This is a genomic window from Leptotrichia sp. OH3620_COT-345 (assembly GCF_003932895.1).
In the GTDB taxonomy this organism is placed as follows: Bacteria; Fusobacteriota; Fusobacteriia; order Fusobacteriales; family Leptotrichiaceae; genus Pseudoleptotrichia.
In genome coordinates this window covers 158,171-177,135 of record NZ_RQYW01000003.1, presented here as the reverse complement: position 1 = coordinate 177,135, position 18,965 = coordinate 158,171, and the positions used below count along the sequence as shown (strand labels likewise).

The following is an 18,965-nucleotide window of genomic DNA, read 5'->3' as shown; positions in this document are numbered from 1 at the left end:
CAATATCTGGAATGATTACGGTATAAGAAGCTTAAATTATAGCCGATTTAAAGATTTTTAAAAACAATGTAAATTATATAAAGCTTTTTTTATAGTAAATAATGATACCGGGATGGTATTGAAATTAAATGTTGACAGTATTCACATAAAGCGAGAAAATGGAGTCAAAGGGAAAATTTCTTATTAAATATTATATGTTTTTACTATTTTTCATGTAATGATGTATATTAAATCAGAAAATTTTATGATTTACAAAATAATTTTAATTTTTTAAATTTCATATTTAAATGTGACAGAACCGATTTTTTCTTATCGTAAAGGATTTATCTATTTTACTATAAATATTTATAATTAACTTTATTTTATATTATTTATCAGTTCCATATCAATTAATAAAATGATATAATAAAAATACACAAATTAAAAATATAAAGAAACTAAAATTTTCGTTATAAGAAATAAATATTTTACTTTTAGAATATATAGAATATATCAAAGATTAAAAATTACTACACTCAGGTCGATTATTTTATTTTCAGATAGGAAAGAGAGAGCATAAAATTTCAATGATTTGTATATAGATATAATGCTGAATTGAATTTCTGTTTTTTTCATAAAAAGGAAATTTTAACGTTTAAGTTATATTTGGAAAACGGAAAAATTGTATAATTATTATTTGTAAATATTAAAAAAGTCAAAATGACGGGTATTATTGAATTTTATATTAAATTAGAAAAATAAAGAATATTAATTAAAGGAGAAATATATGAAAATATTAGGAGTAATTCCTTCGAGATACGCTTCTACGAGATTTGAAGGGAAACCGCTAAAAAATATAAACGGACATCCTATGATAGAATGGGTTTATAAAAGAGCTGAAAAAGCTGATATTGACACATTAATCGTAGCAACAGATGATAAAAGAATATTTGAAACTGTGGAAAAATTCGGCGGGAAAGTAATTATGACCTCATCAGAGCACGAAAACGGTACTTCAAGAATAACTGAAGTTATAAATAATCCTGATTATGCAAAGTATGATTTTGCAATAAACATACAAGGAGATGAGCCTCTTATAGATATTGAATCAATTAATCTCATTGCAAACAACTACAGGAAAGAAAAATCCGAAATTATAACATTGAAAAAGGAGTTTCAGGCAGGGGAGGATATTTCAAACCCGAATATAGTAAAAGTGATAACAGACTTTAATGACAATGCTTTGTATTTCAGCAGGTCGTTAATTCCTTATGAAAGATATGCGGTGAAAGATTTTAAATATTACAGACATATAGGAATATACGGGTATACACTCAAATTTTTAAAAGAATTGAAAAATTTAAAAGAAGGAATTTTGGAAAAAGTGGAATCTCTTGAACAGCTGAAATTTATGGAAAACGGATATAATATAAAAGTACTTGAAACAGTTTCGGAGGTCATAGGAGTGGATACACCTGAGGATTTAATCGAAGTTATAGAATACATAAATAAAAAAAAGATTACTCTTTAAAAGATTAAGGAAATAATGAACGAAGGTTCTTAGTTTTTAAGTAATAAAATTTTCCAGAATTTTTGTATAAAAATATTAAAAAAAGAAATAGAAAGGAAGAACTGATGGAAAACGGTGTAATGATTCAATATTTTGAATGGAATTTACCTGATGATGGAAAACACTGGAAAAGACTTAAAGATGATGCTACACATTTAAGTGAAGTAGGAGTTTCCGCTGTTTGGATTCCTCCGGCATATAAAGGAACATCCTCTATGGATGTAGGATATGGAGCTTATGATTTATGGGATTTGGGAGAGTTTGAACAGAAAGGGACGATAAGAACAAAATATGGGACAAAACAGGAACTTACAGAAGCTATAGAAGAACTTCATAAATACGGTATAAATGTATATCTCGATGTTGTTCTGAATCATAAGGCAGGTGCAGATGAAACTGAAAAATTTCAGGCAGTCGAAGTAGATTCCTCAGATAGAACAAAAGTGATATCAGAACCTTATGAAATAGAAGGATGGACAAAATTCACATTTCCCGGAAGGAATAACAGATACTCGGATTTTAAATGGAATTATAATTTTTTTACAGGAGTAGATTTTAATAATAGGAACGGGAAAAATGCCATTTATAAAATATTAGGAGAAAACAAAGACTGGGATAAAGGTGTAGATACTGAAATGGGAAATTATGACTATCTTATGAATGCTGATGTGAACTATGCTCATCCTGAAGTGAAAAAAGAAGTTATAAACTGGGGTAAATGGGTTATAAATGAATTGAAGCTTGACGGATTTAGAATGGATGCGGTCAAACATATAAGTGAAGAATTTGTTAAAGATTTTCTCGGAGAAATAAGAAGCGTTTATGGAGAGGAATTTTATTCAGTGGGAGAATATTGGAAAGATAATCTCGAAATACTAAAAGAATATTTGGAAAGTTTAGATTACAAAACAGATTTATTTGATGTGGGACTTCATTTTAACTTTCACGAAGCTTCTGTAAAAGGTAAAAGTTTTGATTTAAGAACAATACTGGATAATACAATTTTAATATCAGATTCCATGCAAGCAGTCTCTTTTGTGGATAATCATGATTCACAGAAAGGAAGTGCATTGGAATCCCAAATAGAAAGTTGGTTTAAACCTCATGCTTATGCAATAATACTTTTATCGGAAAAAGGATATCCTTGTCTATTTTATGGCGATTATTACGGTGTTGGCGGGAATGAAAGTGAACATAAATGGATAATAGATCAGCTTTTGTATGTAAGGAAAAATTATGCTTATGGAACTCAATTCAATTATTTTGATTTTCCAAATATTATAGCATTTTATAGAACAGGCAGAGAAAATGACAGAAACAGTGGATGTGTAGCAGTTCTGTCAAATGATGTCAGTGGAGAAAAAATAATAGAAGTGGGGAAAAACAGAACGGGTCAGATATGGAAAGAAATCACAGGAAGCGGATTTGAAAATATTATTGTTGATGAAAACGGATTTGCAATATTCGGTGTACAGGCAGGGAAAATTTCAGTTTGGATTCCTGAAGGAGAATAATTATAAGGAAAGTAAGGGAAAAAATGAAAAAAGAACAAAATATAAGAGAAGAAATATTAAGAAATATACAGAAAATAGTAGTAAAAGTAGGAACATCGACTTTGACAAAAGAAGACGGAAATCTGGATGGAGAAAAAATAAAAAAAATAGTCCTTGAACTAAGTAATTTATCTGATAAAGGATACGATATCGTTCTTGTGACATCAGGGGCAATAGGAGCAGGAATGGGAAAACTTAATATGAGTGAGCGCCCTAAAACATTGTCGGAAAAACAGGCACTTGCTTCAGTCGGACAGGTAGCTTTGACTCATCTTTATCAGGTGCTTTTTCAGGAGCATAATAAAATTATAGGTCAGCTTCTTTTGACAAAGGGAGATTTTTCCGACAGGAGAAGATATCTGAATGCAAGAAATGTATGCAATACTCTTCTAAGTAATAAAATAATACCTGTCGTAAATGAAAATGATGCGGTAGTTTCAGATGAAATAAAAGTGGGAGATAATGATACGCTTTCGGCTCTTGTAGCAGGACTTATAGATGCGGATTTATTAATTATTTTGTCTGATGTTCAAGGACTTTACAATAAAAATCCTCAAAAATATAAAGATGCAAATCTTATAGAAATTGTAGGAAATATAAATGAAGATATAAAAAAGAATGCAGGAGGGGAAGGGACAAAGTTTGGCACAGGAGGAATGGTAACTAAAATAATTGCTGCGGAAATGGCTACAAAAATCGGTACACATTTAATAATCGCAAGCGGGGATGATCCTGAAAATATTACGAGAATAGTAGAAAAAGAAAACATAGGAACTCTTTTTGTGAAAAAACATAAAAAAATAAGTTCAAAAAAATACTGGCTTGCTTACGGAACTAATAAAAAAGGAGTTTTGACAATAGATGAGGGAGCGGAAAAAGCATTATACAAAGGAAAAAGTCTTTTGCCTGTAGGGGTAAAATCTATAGAGGGTATATTTAGTAAAGGTGCTGTTACTAAAATAGAAAATCTGAAAGGTGAAGTTATCGCTATGGGAATTTCAAATTATTCTTCTGAAGAAATTAACCTTATAAAAGGTAGACACAGTGAAGATATAGAAAATATATTAGGACATAAATATGCTGATGAAGCGGTACATATTGACAATCTGACAATTTTGCAGAAATAAATTAATTGCAAAAATAGATAAAATAAGTTAAAATTTACAATAAATAAAATATAGAACGGAATGATAAAAATGAGTAATAATGAGAATGTAAAGAAAAAAGTGGGGATGAATATGAGCCTGAAAATAACAACTATAGGTTATTTTATATATTTACCTTTTTTTAATTAATGCAGTTGCTTTCTTTAATAGGAAATTTTGAAAGAGGGTTTGAAAGAAGCGGAGTAATAATATATTATCATTTGTTTAGTGCTGACTTTAGGAATTGCATTTTTTGCATTTGTAATGACTTACATGCTTATAAAGTTGTATCCCTCAATATATTATTATGAGGATGTTTTCTTTGGGGAAGAACGGAGAAAAAGTACTTTATGGAAAAACGGATTATTTTTTCATTCCCCATGCATATTATCCGAATCAATTTATGGCAATATGGTATAAAAATAATGATACTTGGAAAAGTCAAGTTGCTGGGGGATATCCGAAAAAAGGATTTGAGTTGTTTCGGCAAGATTTTGTAAAAACGAATTATCTGAAAATTATGGAAAAAATAAAAAATGGAGGAACAGTAGAATTTTTATTTAATTTTCCTAAGAGAGTGGCAATGGAATTCATTAGAAAAAAAGAAAGAGAAATAAAAATAAAAGTAAATTTCAGTAATATATAATAAAAACAGTTTTAAAGAAAAAAGGGTTGTGTCATAAGACGAAAACACGGTAAATATAAAGAATATATATTTTCTCAGTACTGATAATTTTGATGTTTTCAGTAAAATGTCTAAAGATATTTTTTATAGGTTAAAATGTTTTCCTTTTTTGAGTCCCCTTTATTTAATATTATTTAATAAGATCAACAGGGAGAAAATATGAATTATATAGAAGAAATGGGAAAAAGAGCCAAAGAAGCTTCAAAAAAACTTCTTACCTTGAATACGGAAACAAAAAACAGGGTTTTGACAATGATAGCTGCGGAGCTTATTAATAAAAAAGAAGAAATAAAAAAAGCAAACAGAGAAGATTTGGAAAAAGGAAAAAAAGAGGGACTTTCCTTTGCACTTCTTGATAGACTTGAACTGACAGACGATAGAATAGAAGCTATGGCACAAAGTTTAATTGAAATAGCTGCATTTAATGACCCTATAGGAGAAATTCTTGAAGGATGGAAACATAAAAACGGTATGACTATTGAAAAAAAGAGAGTTCCTTTAGGAGTGATAGGGATAATATATGAATCAAGACCCAATGTGACCGTTGATTCTGCAGGATTGGCAATAAAATCATCTAATGCTGTGATTTTGAGAGGTTCAGCCAATGCTATAAATTCTAATATTTATTTGAGTAATTTATTCAATGAAGTCGGGCTAAAAGCGGGACTTCCTGAAAATTCCGTTCAATTGATAGAAGATACAGATAGAAAGTTTGTGAATGAAATGGTTAGACTCAATGAATATATAAATGTCCTTATACCGAGAGGGGGAAAAGGACTGAAAAAATTTATCATTGAAAATGCTACAGTTCCGGTAATTGAAACAGGGGCGGGGGTATGTCACATATTCGTAGATGAAAGTGCTGAAAAGGATATTGTTTCTCCAATCATTGAAAATGCTAAAACTCAAAGACCGAGTACGTGTAATTCTATAGAAACTGTATTAATTCATAAGAATATTGCTGATAAAGTGTTGCCTGAAGTTACGGAAATACTTTTGGAAAAAGGCGTGGAACTAAGATACAGCAAAGAAGCACTTGAAATTATAAGAAATAAAAATGATATAAAACTTGCAGAAGAAGAGGATTTCGGAGCTGAGTATCTTGATATGGTTATGTCTCTGAAATTGGTAAACGATATAAATGAAGCTATAGAATATATAAATAGTCATAGCACAGGACATTCTGACTCTATAATAACCCAATCTATAAATAATGCAGAGAAGTTTTTAAATGAAGTGGATTCTGCTGCAGTTTACGTAAATGTCTCTACGAGATTTTCCGATGGGGGAGAATTCGGATTCGGAGGAGAAATAGGTATTTCAACTCAAAAGCTTCACGCTAGAGGTCCAATGGGAGTTAGAGAATTAACAACTACGAAGTATATTATAAGAGGAAACGGACAAATAAGAAAATAACAGTATTTCTATAAATTAGAAAATGAATTTAGATAAAAAAGAAAAAGAGAGAATAAGATTATTAAGTAGAAAGTATGAAAGAATATAATAATATAAAAATAAAAGGATTTGTATTCAAAAAATTTCCTATAGAACTAAAGATATTTTTATATGTAGTGTTATTTTCATACAGTTTTTTCAATATTGAATTTTTTAAATAAGGAAAGGATAGGAAATACCGTATTTTTAATAGAAATGTTACTCTTGATAATTTTTTGGATAATTTACTGTATAATACAAAAAAAAGTAAAAGTAGAAGATGGAGTTTCATATTTTAATAATAAAGGAATTAAAGTAAAAGGCTGCAAAGTGGAATATAATTATAGAAATAAAATTTATTTGAAAAAGGAAGAACAGGAATACTCACTCAAATATAAGACCTTCAATAGGAAATAGGATATATTTGAGAGAGAAGATAATTGAATTTGAAAAATATTTACAAAATCAGAAAATACCGGTAAAAAATGATTTTAATATTTCAGGTACAAAAATATATTTTTCATTTTTAGAATTGTTTTTCTTTTACCATTTATTACAACTATAATTCAAATAATTGGAAAAGTTGTTTTAAAATAATTTTTTAAAATAAAAGGAGTAAAAATGAAAATAGGATTTATAGGTATTGGAAATATGGGAAATTCCATAATAAAAGGATTAATAACATCAAATTCAGTTTCGGAAAATAAAATAAGTGTATATGATATAAATATGAAAAAATCAGAGGAATTATCTAAAAATTACGGTATAAATGTTTTACATAATGAAAAAGAAGTAACTGAAAACAGTGATGTAATAATTTTATCTGTAAAGCCCGATATTTATGCTGAAGTTCTGGAAAAAATAAAAGACAGTATAGAAAAAGATAAAATTATAGTCACAATTGCAGCAGGAATAAGTATAAATTATGTGGAAAATATAATCGGAGCAAATAAAAAAATAGTAAGAACCATGCCGAATACTCCTGCACAGGTACTGGAAGGAATGACTGCAGTAGTATTCAATAAAAATATAAATGAAAATGAAAAAAAAATGATATTCAGATTATTAAACAGCTTTGGAAAAAGTGTTGAACTTGACGAAAAACTTATACATGCTTTTACAGGAATAAGCGGTTCTTTGCCTGCATATGTTTATATGTTTATGGAAGCTCTTAGTGACGCCGGTGTTCTTGAAGGCATTCCGAGAAATATGACTTATGAAATAGTGGCTCAGACTGTGAAAGGTTCTGCTCAAATGCTTCTTCAAAGTGAGAAACATCCGGGTGTACTGAAAGATGAAGTAACATCTCCGGGAGGAACAACCATAGAAGCGGTAAAAGTTCTGGAAAACGGTAATTTCAGGGGAACAGTAATAAATGCTGTAAATGCCTGTGTGAAAAAATCAAAGAAAATGAGTGAAAAATAGTAATTTTATAATATAATCGGAATGTTTTCTAATAAAGAAAAAATTCCGATTTTTTTGATTTTTAATTAGATTGTATAGATGTGTATGGGGAAAAAAAGCTTGTCTTCACTCTTGGCAGTGAGTCAATTTTTCGAAATCCGATATTTCTTTACACTATTAGGTTAATTGTTAGAATAATATTCAAATTGTTACAGTTCTGTATTTATAAGGATTTTTCAGCTTTTCTGACGGGTTTTCCAAAATAGGGAATTTTCGTTTTTGTAATATGAAAAGAAAAAATGTCCGTTACTGTAAACAATAACTTTTCCATTTTCAATTTTAGCCGTAAAGTGAAGTTTTTTAAATTTATCATTGTTTGATTATACAATTTCAATATCACTAATTTTTTTTATATAATAAATTCTTCTTGGGTCAGGAGGGAAAGAAATAATTTTATAGTCAATCTGATTTATTTTTTTACATCAGTAGCAAATATTTCAAAACGTTTTTCAGAAATATAATAGTCAGCAGTACTGTCAAAATAATTCAAAAAGAATTTTGAAGATGATGCTTGATAATTCTACTAATTTATTGAACTTTCCCTTTTTTATTCGATTCAATTATTATAAAATTTTTTCAGTATGTTTGAGAAAAATTCGTAAATATTAATTCTTCCGGTATGTGTATTATAAAAGGATAGTTAATTTCCTACGTTTAATTGGAAAATAAAAGGGAAAGCTTCAAATATACTTATAATATTGTATTTAAAAGTTTTTAGGTGACAGTAAAATCCTGAAATCAAATTTTTTAAATTAGTTATAACTTTCTAAATTTCAGGTAGTTGGTAATTGAAGAAAAGTTTAAAAGTAAGAATAAAGTAAAAATATAAAACATTTTTTCAATAAAATACTCCATAATTTATATATTTCAAATATTGTAACATAAATTACGATTTTTACTGAAGATTTACAGTAAAAAATTTCCAAGCATAAATGATAAAAATATGTTATAATAATTTGTATCTATTATATCAAAAAAATAAGATAATATGATAAGAAACATATTAATAAGTTATTTAGTAAAATGAAAAATATTAAATATTAGAATTGAAAAAAGGAAAGAAGGTAAAAAAGTAAATGCAAAAATTTGAAGATTATGGATTGAGTAGAGAAGTACTTGATGCATTGGAAAAAAAAGGATTTGAAGAACCGAGCGATATACAAAAACTTGTAATACCGGAATTATTGAAAGAAAGAACTCACTTAATAGGGCAAGCTCAGACAGGAACCGGTAAAACTGCAGCATTCAGTATACCTATATTGGAGACTCTTGAACCTGATAAAACTGTAAAGGCACTTATACTTGCCCCTACAAGAGAGTTGGCAAATCAGGTAGCTGATGAAATATATTCTTTAAAAGGTAAAAAGGATATAAAAGTTTTAGCGGTATACGGAGGAGCGTCAATTGAAAATCAGATAAAAAAACTTAAATCAGGAGTGGATATAGTAGTAGGTACACCGGGAAGAGTTATGGATCTTATGAGAAAGAAAGTTTTGAAAGTAAACAATCTTGATTATTTTGTCTTAGATGAAGCTGATGAAATGCTGAATATGGGATTTATTGAAGATATAGAACTTATTCTCGAGGAAACTAATGACGAAAAAAAAATGCTTTTCTTCTCGGCGACTATACCAAAAACTATATTAAGCATAGCTAAAAAATTTATGTCGGATTATAAGTTGCTGAAGGTAAAAAAAGAAGAGCTGACTACTGATTTGACAGAGCAGATATATTATGAAGTAAAACAGGAAGATAAATTTGAAGCATTATGCCGTGTTCTGGATTACGAGCAAAATTTCTACGGAATAGTTTTCTGTCGTACAAAATCCGAAGTGGACGAAGTTACGAATAAATTAAAAGCAAGAAATTATGATGCTGAATGTATTCATGGGGATATAACACAAGGATTAAGACAAAAAGCTCTTGATCTGTTTAAGAAAAAAATACTGACAATACTTGTAGCTACAGATGTTGCAGCAAGGGGAATAGATGTAAGTAATCTTACCCATGTTATAAACTATTCAATCCCTCAAGAAGCGGAATCTTATGTTCATAGAATAGGGAGAACAGGAAGAGCGGGACATAAAGGAATAGCCATTACTTTTGTTACTCCAAGGGAAGCAAGTAAACTTTCACAAATTAAAAGAGTTACGAAAACCGACATAAAAAGAGAAAGCATACCTAACGTAAAAGAAATCCTGAATGCAAAAAAGGAAGCTCTGATTGCATATATAGATGAAATTATAAAAGAAGAGGATTATGTAAGTTATGAGGCTCTTGCAGATAAATTAATAGAAGGAAGAGAGCCGAAACAGGTATTGGCTTCTATTTTGAGACATGTATATGAAGATGAGTTTTTACCTGAAAGTTATAGTGAAATAGAGGATGTAAAAGTAAAAATAGAAGATAAGACAAGACTGTTTATAGCACTTGGAAGTAAGGACGGGTATAATCCTGGAAGGTTGCTTGATTTATTAAACAAAAAAGCAAAAACACCGGGAAGAAAAGTAAAAGATATTAAAATTATGGATAAATACTCCTTTATAACAGTTCCTTTACAGGAAGCCGAGTATATAATAAGAGCTTTAAATTCTAAAAAGGATTCCAAACCTTTAGTTGAAAAAGCTACAGGAGGTCAGTCTTCAGGAAAATCCGACAGTAAGAAATCCGGAAATCGTTCAAAAGGAAGAAAAAAATCAGGAAAAGAAACTGACAAAAAATCTAAGGATAAAAAGACAACTTCAAAATCTAAAGAGAAAACCAAAAAGTCTGAAAAGAGTTCTTCAAAGAAGAAAAAAAGTAAATAGTTTTAAAATATAATGATTAAGAAAGCTCAATATAATTTTTTAAAAAAATTTATTGAGATTTTCTTTTATAGGTAAAAAAAGTTAAAGTAAGAAAAGAGGAAAGCAGAATGAAAAGAATTTTAATGATAATGTTTATAATAATGGTAACAGTATCTTGCAGGCATGAAAAAGGAAAAGTGAAAAGTTCAAGTGATGAAAATAACGGATTTGTCAAATATTTGGATACTCTGAAAGAAGAAAATAGTTTAAAAATAACAATGGATGGAAAACCTGTCACAATTGTAGGAAAAGAGACAAAAGCGGGAGATACTTTAAAAACAGTTCCTTTGACTATAAATTCAAAACTGGAAGATAAAAATATATTTGAGGAAAAAGCAATTAAAGTCATATATACCGCACCATCTCTCGATACAAAAGTATGTTCCATACAGACAAAAATATTGAATACCGCAGCTGAGAAGTTTCCCAATGTGAGATTTTATTCAATAACGGTAGATACTCCGTTTGCACAGGAAAGATTCTGTTCAAGTAATAATATAAACAGTCTTAAACCCGTTTCCGACTATAAATATCATCAATTCGGAATTCAGAACGGTCTGTTGATAAAAGAAGCAGGGTTACTCACGAGAGCTTTAATTATTGTAGATGAAAATAATATAGTGAAATATGTTGAGTATGTAAAGGAAGAAGGAAGCGAAGCCGATGTACAAAAGGCATTGAATTTTTTAGAAGAAAAAATATTAAAAAGATAATTGGGATAAGTAATTTGAAAAAATCTTATTAAAAAACAGAGTATAAAGTAATAATATATAGCAGATGTTTCGTAAAAATTTTTAGAAATTTGATTAAAAAAAATAGAAAGAGGATAAAATGTACAGAGTAATATTAATAGATATTGACGATACACTATTTGACTATGCCCAAGCTGAAGAATATGCTATAAAAAAAGTATTTGAAGATTTCAGATATTTTGATCATGAACGAAATCAGCAAAAATATGAAGAGATGAAAAAAGAATATAAAATTATAAATGGAATATTATGGAAAGAGCTTGAAAAAGGAACTGTAAAAAGTGACGAATTGAAGATAAAAAGGTTTGAAATACTGTTTGAGAAAGTGGGATTGAGCTATAATGCCGCGGATTTCAGTAAGCAATATTTAAAAAGGCTGAGTGAAGGGACTTTCTTATTTGATGAAAGCGAAAAACTGTGTAAATATCTTAATGAAAAATATAAAATAGCTGTTGTAACTAATGGAATGAAAGAAGTTCAGTATTCAAGAGTAGAAAATTCAAAAGTTGGAAAATATATAAATAAAATAATAGTTTCAGATGACATAGGAATAAGTAAACCCTATGCGGGAATTTTTGAATATGCTTTGAAAGAATTGGAACATAAAAATAAAGATGATGTTATAATGATAGGCGATTCACTTACAGCAGATATACAGGGAGGGATTAATTTCGGCATTGATACATGTTGGGTCAATCTGAAGAACAAAGAAAAGGAAAAAAATATTGAGCCGAAATATACAGTTGAAAAATTGGAGGAATTGTATAATATTCTGTAAAAAAGGACTGATTAAATATGAAAAAAATATTATTTATAACTTTTTTATTTACTTTAACAGCAAACTTAGGATTTTCAGAATATGATAAAATAAACCGGGGAAAAAATGAAAAATTGGAAACGGAAAATGTAGAAAATATTGAAAATAAGGAAAATAAAAATATCGGTCTTGTACTTAGTGGAGGCACAGCTAAAGGACTTGCTCATATCGGTGTTTTAAAGGTACTTGAAGAAGAAAAAGTACCGATTCAGTATGTTACAGGGACAAGTATGGGGAGTATTATAGGAGGAATGTATAGTATAGGTTATACACCTGAAGAAATAGAAAAAATAGCTATTGAAATGGATTGGTTTTCCCTTTTCAGTGATAAAATTGAAAGAAAAGATAAAGGAGCTTTAAGAAATTTAATAGAGGACAGAAATTCGGCAGTGCTTCCGATAGAAAAGTTTGCACCTAAACTACCGTCAGGAGCAGTAGGAGGAAAAACTGCAAGTGAGCAGCTGAACGGTATATTTTATGGGGTCACGGATATAAATGATTTTCGTAAGTTTCCAAGAAAATTTGCTGCTGTTGCCACAGACTTGGAAACAGGAGAAGGAGTAATGCTGGATAAAGGTTCTATTGCTACAGTAATAAGGTCAAGTTTGTCTTTACCTACAATTTTTGCACCCATAAGGGATGGAAACAGACTTTATGTAGACGGAGGGATAGTCAGAAATTTACCGGTTCAGGATGTCAAAGTACTGGGAGCGGACTATACAATAGGTATAAATGTAGGGGAAGGGTTTACAAAAAGAGATGAAATGAAACTGAATCTTATAGATGTCATTTCAGATAGTGCCACTATCGCGGGAAGACAGGAAGTCGAAAGGCAGAAAAGAATGCTTGATTTATATATGGCACCTGAACTTGAAAAAATAGATTCTTCAGATTTCAGTAAAGTTAAGGAAATTATAGCGTTAGGTGAAAAAGTTGCCCGTGAAAATATTGAAACTATAAGAAAACTGAGCAATTCTGCTATGTTTGAAAAATTGGAAAATCAGAGAAGAGAATTTAGAAACAGTTGGAAAGAAGAATATGAAATAAAAAATATCGAAATAGCAGGAAACAGAAAATATAAAAAAGAGTATTTTGAAAAATTTTTACCTGCTTTACCCCAAAAATTAAATAGAAAATCAATGGAAAGTATAGTAAATAAAATATATCAAAATGGAAATTTCACTACAGCATATTATGAAGTAAAAGGTGATACACTAAAGTTAACAGTACAGGAGAAACCCTCAGATTATCTAACTGTATCAGGTAATGTAAACAATGAAAATCTGGCAACTTTAGGTATAGGAGCACAAGGGAATAAAATTATTAATAATGTCAATGTCGTTTATTCATTAAATACCATTGTAAATAATGAATATAGCCTGAATGGAGCATTGTCTGCATTTATAGGAAAAGAATCTAAAATACTCTTACTTACGAAATTTGAACATAAAAAAGATATTATAAAAAATCAGCATTACGGTGGAAGAAACTTTGAATATGAAAATAGAAAATTAAAGTTCAGTGGAGGAATAGGTTTTGAAATAAAAAAAGATATGCTTTTCTTAATAAGCGGGGGATATCAGATATCTGCTGTAGGGAAACATATGGATGAAAATAGAAACAGGAAAGTAAAATTTCCTTATTATGAAGCTCTATTTACTTATGATACGAGAGATTCAATAATATTTACGACAAAAGGAGTATATTTTACAGCTGCTTACGTCTTTTCAAAATCAAAAGATACTGAGTTCAATTCGGTTTATACAGAAGGGGAAATAAATATACCGGTTTCGGAAAAGGTTACTGTAACTCCAAGCGTATTGTATGTATCATCTAAGGGAGATAAAATTCCTGAGACATATGGTCCTAAACTTGGAGGCATAAGAACGTCCGACTATTCAATGGAATTTCTGGGATTACCTCCTGATAAAATAGAAGGAAACAGTATATTTAGAGGAAAAATAAAATTCCAGTATAATATTTCAAAGTTTATTTATGCAGATGCATCTTTCGCTCATGCAAATATATCCGATAAAAGTTTTTCTTTCAGAAAAAGAAAGAAACAGAGTTATAGTTTAGGAATAGGCATAAAGACACCTTTAGGACCTTGGTATTTGGGAGTAGCTAAAACTCCCGGAGAACATTTCAGATATTTTTTCAATTTCGGATACGAGCCTAAAGGATTTGAAAGAAACTAACAGTTTTTATGCGAGGGTTTATCGATGCCTTCACATTCTTGCTATCGATTGGAATTTTTTTGTTCCTCAAAAATAATTTATTATGCTTGAAAAACTGAAAACTTACTTTGTTCAGACATTAATTTTTCTGTTCAGCATAATTTCAAATTTTTTCAGAAAAATTTTGAATGTCAAAAAGATAGTAGATAATGGAAGTATGAAATTAAGGATTAAGCGGAATTTTAATATTCAAATTTCGTAAAATGAAAAATCCAATAGTGAATGTAGTAAAAAAGTTTTTATAGTAATATAGTAAAATTTGAGTTGTAAAGTTTTTTAGCACATGCTTTTTTACAAAAAAGTTTAAAAAAGAGTTTTTGAGAAATTTTTACAAGACTTTTTTATAAAAAATAGGGAAAAGAAATATTTTAAAATTAATGTAAATTCATTCATAAAAAGGGGGGCGAAAAATCTGAAATAAAGTTTATAGGAAATAAACTTAAAATTTTTAAAAAATAAAAATTTATTGAATATTTATAAATTAAAGAATATAGAAAAATATAAATATAAAAAAATAAAAAATTATAAATATCAAAAAAAATTAGATTTATTTATATTAAGGTATTGAAAAAAACTGAAAATATGGTATAAATAAATGTACAGTGTTTTTAAGTATGAAAGAAAATTTTAAAATATTTGATGGAGGTTATAAGTTATGAATGGATATTTAAGTTTTGTTTTACATGCACATTTGCCTTATGTAAGACATCCCGAGCACAAAGAATTTTTAGAAGAGGATTGGTTATATGAAGCAATTACTGAAACATATATTCCTCTTCTGGAAATGTTTGAAAGTTTGACAAAAGACAGTATTCCGTGGAATTTGACAATGACTATGTCAGGAACACTTGTAAATATGCTTAATGATGATTTGTTAAGAAAAAGATACCTTACTCATATGAGTAAATTAATCGAATTTTGTGAGTTGGAAATAGAAAGACTGAAAGAATATCCCGATATGCTTAAAGTGGCAGAACATAACTTATGGTTTAATAAAAGAGCGAAAACTGTGTATGAAAATAAATATATGAAAGATTTAGTAGGGGCATTTAGAAAATTTCAGGAACAGGGAAACCTTGAAATAATTCCTGTTACCGCAACACATGGATTTTTACCGCTAATGAAAGATTATCCTGAAGCTGTAAATGCACAAATATACATGGCAAAAAAAGATTATATAAAAAATTTCAATAGAGAACCTAAAGGTATTTGGCTTGCGGAATGTGCATATTATCCGGAACAGGATAAATTTCTCGAAAAGCATGGAATAAGATATTTTCTTGTAGATGCACACGGAATAATGCACAGTGATCCGAGACCCGTTTACGGTATTTATTCTCCTGTTTATACAAAAAACGGAGTGGCGGCATTTGCAAGGGATTTGGAATCTTCAGAGCAGGTATGGAGTTCGGAAATCGGTTATCCCGGAGATGGAGTTTATAGGGAGTTTCATAAAGATGCAGGATATGAACTTGATTATGAATATGTAAAGCCCTATCTTCACAGTGACGGTATAAGAAGAAATATGGGAATAAAATATCACGCTATTACAGATAAGAAAGGAAGTTTTAAAGCATGTTATGACCCTGATGTTGCTTATGGAAAGGCAAAAGAACATGCATATAATTTTGTTCACAACAGGTCAAAACAGATAGAATTTCTTGCTTCAAAAATGAAATATCGTAAACCTATTGTTGTTTCCCCTTACGATGCGGAACTTTATGGACACTGGTGGTATGAGGGGCCGATTTTTCTTGAATGGGTATTCAGAGCAGTTGCCGAATCAAACTTTTCAACAATAACACCATATCAATATCTTGAAAGATATCCGACTAATCAGATAGTAGATGTAAGTATGTCAAGTTGGGGAGCAAACGGATATTATGATGTGTGGATGGACGGCTCAAATGATTATGTTTATAGGCATTTACATAAAGCGGCGAAAAAAATGATAGAGCTTGCAAATGGAAGAGAGCCTGAAAATGAGTTGGAACATAGAGCATTAAATCAGGCTGCGAGAGAACTTCTAATGGCACAGACATCCTGTTGGGAATTTATAATGTTTACAGGTACAATGGTCGGATATGCTCATAAAAAAATAAGTGATCATATACATCGACTGTTTAAAATATACGAGGATTTCAAAAATAGAATGCTTGATGAAAGTTGGATAAGAGAAATAGAATATAGAGATAATATATTTCCTGAAATAGAATACAAAATGTACAGGACAGATTGGCTTTGAAACTTTGAAAAATAAATAAACATTTTTGAGAGGTTTTATATGAAGCAGAAAAAATTAAATTTTATAATATATTTATTTTTAATATTGTGTATAATTACTTGCGGAAAGAAAGTAGTGGAAACGGAAAAAGGTGAAAAGAATGACGGAGCTGTCAAAAGTCTTTCGGAGGAAGAAATGCAAAATAAGAAGGGACTCTTTTCCGAACATCCTTTACCGATATACGATTATGAGAGTATAACCGAATATCCTAAAGGATTGCTTGCTCCATCAGAAAATTTGGAATACAATAAATTCCGTTCGGAACATTTTGATGAAATAGAAAAATATTTGGATCAGTTTGAAAAAACAGAAAATGCAAGTGATGAAAAAGTTGATAAAATATTTACTCAGTTACTTTATCTTTATGCTGCAGATTATAAAGGTGCAAAAGACCTGAAAGAATATGGATATATTATATTTAAAAAAGACGGTATAAATCCTGTTACAGGTGTACCTTTAATTGAGGATATCAAAGTCAATATTGAAATAATCCTTGATGCAAGCGGTAGCATGGTAAAAAAAATTGGAGATAAAACAATGATGGATATTGCAAAGGAATCTATATATAAAATGTTGGAAACCTTACCTGAAAATGTAAATGTAGGGTTGCGTGTATATGGACATAAAGGAAATAACACTGTAGCTGAAAAGGAAATATCCTGTAAAAGTTCGGAACTTATAAGTCCTATTTCAAAACTTGACAAATCAGGGATTAAGGAAAAACTTTCTTCGGTTACCGCTTCAGGATGGACCCCTATTGGAGAATCTATAAGACTCGGAGCTGAAGATTTTCAGAAATTTCAGGATAATAAAAATCTGAATATACTATATATTATAAGTGACGGTATTGAAACATGTAACGGTGATCCTGTACAGTCGGCAAAAAGTATAGAAAGCATGAATGTAAAACCTGTTATGGGAATTATAGGATTCAATGTCAATCCTTCACAGGAGTTAAATCTGAGAAATATAGCAAAAGCCGGAAGAGGGCATTATGCAACTGCCGATACGGGAGAAGTTCTTATTAAGGAGTTGATGAAAATACATGAAATTGCTATGAGTAAGTACGACTGGAAATCTTTGGATACAATTGATATTATGAGAGTTTCAAACAGACATACTTTTGAAGGGAATCTGATGATTTCAAACAGTATGGATTTTCTTATTTATCATGAAGCATTTACTTTCGAAGATATGGTCAGATATCTTGAAAGAACAGGTAAGATAGATTCTATTACAAGGGAAAAACTTTTTAAAAAAATAAATGACAGAAATAACAAGCTTCATGAAATTAAGAGGGAAATGAAAAATAAAAGAGAAATGGAAATGGAAAAAATTAGAGCCGAATATACAAAAAGAATCGGAGAAGAAGCATATGTCATACTACCTGAAGTAAATTAGAAGAATGGGATATAGTGTAGTATTGAAAAAGTATTCGGAAATGTTATGAATTTAAATTTTTTAAGTTAAAAATTAATAATTTGCCTGTAAAAGTCAAAAACCTACCTAAAGGTTAAATGTCAGATTTTTATTGAGCAAATTATTTTTTTCTGGAGAGGGTTTAGAAACCAAAAATAGTAAAATGTGTGCTAAATAAAAAAGGAGAATAAAAAATGTTTTTAAGAAAATGGAAATATGAGTTATTTGATAAATATACAATTTTTGATAAAATTTTAATAGAATATAGTGAAGAAAAAAATAAATGCTCTAAGAACAAAGAAAAAATTAATAAAAAAATAAAAAATGAAGAAATACGGCTAAGAATGATAAAAATATTACTTATTTTATCATTCATATTCTTTATAATTATTATTAATTTTATAAGTTTTACAAATATAATTTTAATTTTAACAAAAAAAATAACAAATTATAAAATAATATCAGAAATTTTAATGATAATCAGGCTATTAACATTTATAACATTTCTTATATATGTGCCTATATATTTTTTTATTAAATGTTTTAAAATAAATTCGGAAGATAATAAGTTATCAATATTTGAAAATGAATATTGGGAAATTTTTATTACAAAATTAAGAAAAATGAATTATGGGAATAGTGAGAAAGCATTAAACTTATTTTGCTTTATACTTCTTTTTTTAGAAAAAATAAATATTATAATAATTTTTTGTTTATTAATAAGTGTTTTTATTTATTTAATAGAAAAAAATGACACTTTTAATTTTAAAAAATATTTTT

General features: G+C 29.1%; 12 protein-coding genes. All 12 read left to right on the top strand.

The features are described from left to right. Window positions 1-766 precede the first annotated feature (766 nt). The 12 genes from kdsB to EII29_RS03060 all read left to right on the top strand — a co-directional run bounded on the left by kdsB (window position 767) and on the right by EII29_RS03060 (window position 18,167). Window positions 767-1,510, top strand: a complete 744-nt coding sequence (gene kdsB / locus EII29_RS03115; RefSeq protein WP_125236086.1) for a 3-deoxy-manno-octulosonate cytidylyltransferase — start codon at window positions 767-769, stop codon at window positions 1,508-1,510. Between the two features lie 104 nt (window positions 1,511-1,614). After that, on the top strand, window positions 1,615-3,063 hold the full coding sequence (locus tag EII29_RS03110) for an alpha-amylase (RefSeq protein ID WP_125236085.1): 1,449 nt from the start codon (window positions 1,615-1,617) through the stop codon (window positions 3,061-3,063). Window positions 3,064-3,086: 23 nt separating this feature from the next. Further along, window positions 3,087-4,229 (top strand): glutamate 5-kinase, encoded by a 1,143-nt coding sequence (gene proB, locus EII29_RS03105; protein ID WP_125236084.1) that lies wholly within the window; start codon window positions 3,087-3,089, stop codon window positions 4,227-4,229. Window positions 4,230-4,569: 340 nt separating this feature from the next. After that, on the top strand, window positions 4,570-4,893 hold the full coding sequence (locus tag EII29_RS03100) for a hypothetical protein (protein ID WP_125236083.1): 324 nt from the start codon (window positions 4,570-4,572) through the stop codon (window positions 4,891-4,893). Between the two features lie 198 nt (window positions 4,894-5,091). After that, window positions 5,092-6,348, top strand: a complete 1,257-nt coding sequence (locus EII29_RS03095) for a glutamate-5-semialdehyde dehydrogenase (protein ID WP_125236082.1) — start codon at window positions 5,092-5,094, stop codon at window positions 6,346-6,348. A gap of 639 nt (window positions 6,349-6,987) precedes the next feature. Beyond that, window positions 6,988-7,791: a pyrroline-5-carboxylate reductase gene (gene proC, locus EII29_RS03090; RefSeq protein WP_125236081.1), complete on the top strand. Its 804-nt coding sequence runs from the start codon at window positions 6,988-6,990 to the stop codon at window positions 7,789-7,791. A gap of 1,115 nt (window positions 7,792-8,906) precedes the next feature. Next, window positions 8,907-10,637, top strand: coding sequence for a DEAD/DEAH box helicase (locus EII29_RS03085; RefSeq protein ID WP_125236080.1), 1,731 nt, complete (start codon window positions 8,907-8,909; stop codon window positions 10,635-10,637). Between the two features lie 107 nt (window positions 10,638-10,744). Next, complete coding sequence (gene tpx, locus EII29_RS03080; RefSeq protein ID WP_125236079.1) at window positions 10,745-11,389, top strand: thiol peroxidase; 645 nt, start codon at window positions 10,745-10,747, stop codon at window positions 11,387-11,389. Window positions 11,390-11,507: 118 nt separating this feature from the next. Beyond that, window positions 11,508-12,206 (top strand): YjjG family noncanonical pyrimidine nucleotidase, encoded by a 699-nt coding sequence (locus EII29_RS03075; protein ID WP_125236078.1) that lies wholly within the window; start codon window positions 11,508-11,510, stop codon window positions 12,204-12,206. 17 nt (window positions 12,207-12,223) lie between these two features. After that, entirely contained in the window at window positions 12,224-14,443 is a 2,220-nt protein-coding gene (locus tag EII29_RS03070; protein WP_125236077.1) for a patatin-like phospholipase family protein, read from the top strand. A 694-nt stretch (window positions 14,444-15,137) separates the two neighbouring features. Continuing rightward, window positions 15,138-16,727 carry a glycoside hydrolase family 57 protein gene (locus tag EII29_RS03065; protein WP_125236076.1) on the top strand — a complete coding sequence of 530 codons (1,590 nt, stop codon included), beginning with the start codon at window positions 15,138-15,140 and terminating at the stop codon, window positions 16,725-16,727. A 39-nt stretch (window positions 16,728-16,766) separates the two neighbouring features. Next, the gene (locus EII29_RS03060; protein WP_125236075.1) at window positions 16,767-18,167 is read left to right on the top strand and encodes a VWA domain-containing protein; all 1,401 of its coding nucleotides are present in this window, start codon (window positions 16,767-16,769) and stop codon (window positions 18,165-18,167) included. Window positions 18,168-18,965 lie beyond the last annotated feature (798 nt).

What these genes read in the sequence shown, in the direction of transcription:
- kdsB (WP_125236086.1), top strand. Translation starts at nt 767, where the DNA reads ATGAAAATATTAGGAGTAATTCCTTCGAGATACGCTTCTACGAGATTT.
- EII29_RS03110 (WP_125236085.1), top strand. Translation starts at nt 1,615, where the DNA reads ATGGAAAACGGTGTAATGATTCAATATTTTGAATGGAATTTACCTGAT.
- proB (WP_125236084.1), top strand. Translation starts at nt 3,087, where the DNA reads ATGAAAAAAGAACAAAATATAAGAGAAGAAATATTAAGAAATATACAG.
- EII29_RS03095 (WP_125236082.1), top strand. Translation starts at nt 5,092, where the DNA reads ATGAATTATATAGAAGAAATGGGAAAAAGAGCCAAAGAAGCTTCAAAA.
- proC (WP_125236081.1), top strand. Translation starts at nt 6,988, where the DNA reads ATGAAAATAGGATTTATAGGTATTGGAAATATGGGAAATTCCATAATA.
- EII29_RS03085 (WP_125236080.1), top strand. Translation starts at nt 8,907, where the DNA reads ATGCAAAAATTTGAAGATTATGGATTGAGTAGAGAAGTACTTGATGCA.
- tpx (WP_125236079.1), top strand. Translation starts at nt 10,745, where the DNA reads ATGAAAAGAATTTTAATGATAATGTTTATAATAATGGTAACAGTATCT.
- EII29_RS03075 (WP_125236078.1), top strand. Translation starts at nt 11,508, where the DNA reads ATGTACAGAGTAATATTAATAGATATTGACGATACACTATTTGACTAT.
- EII29_RS03070 (WP_125236077.1), top strand. Translation starts at nt 12,224, where the DNA reads ATGAAAAAAATATTATTTATAACTTTTTTATTTACTTTAACAGCAAAC.
- EII29_RS03065 (WP_125236076.1), top strand. Translation starts at nt 15,138, where the DNA reads ATGAATGGATATTTAAGTTTTGTTTTACATGCACATTTGCCTTATGTA.
- EII29_RS03060 (WP_125236075.1), top strand. Translation starts at nt 16,767, where the DNA reads ATGAAGCAGAAAAAATTAAATTTTATAATATATTTATTTTTAATATTG.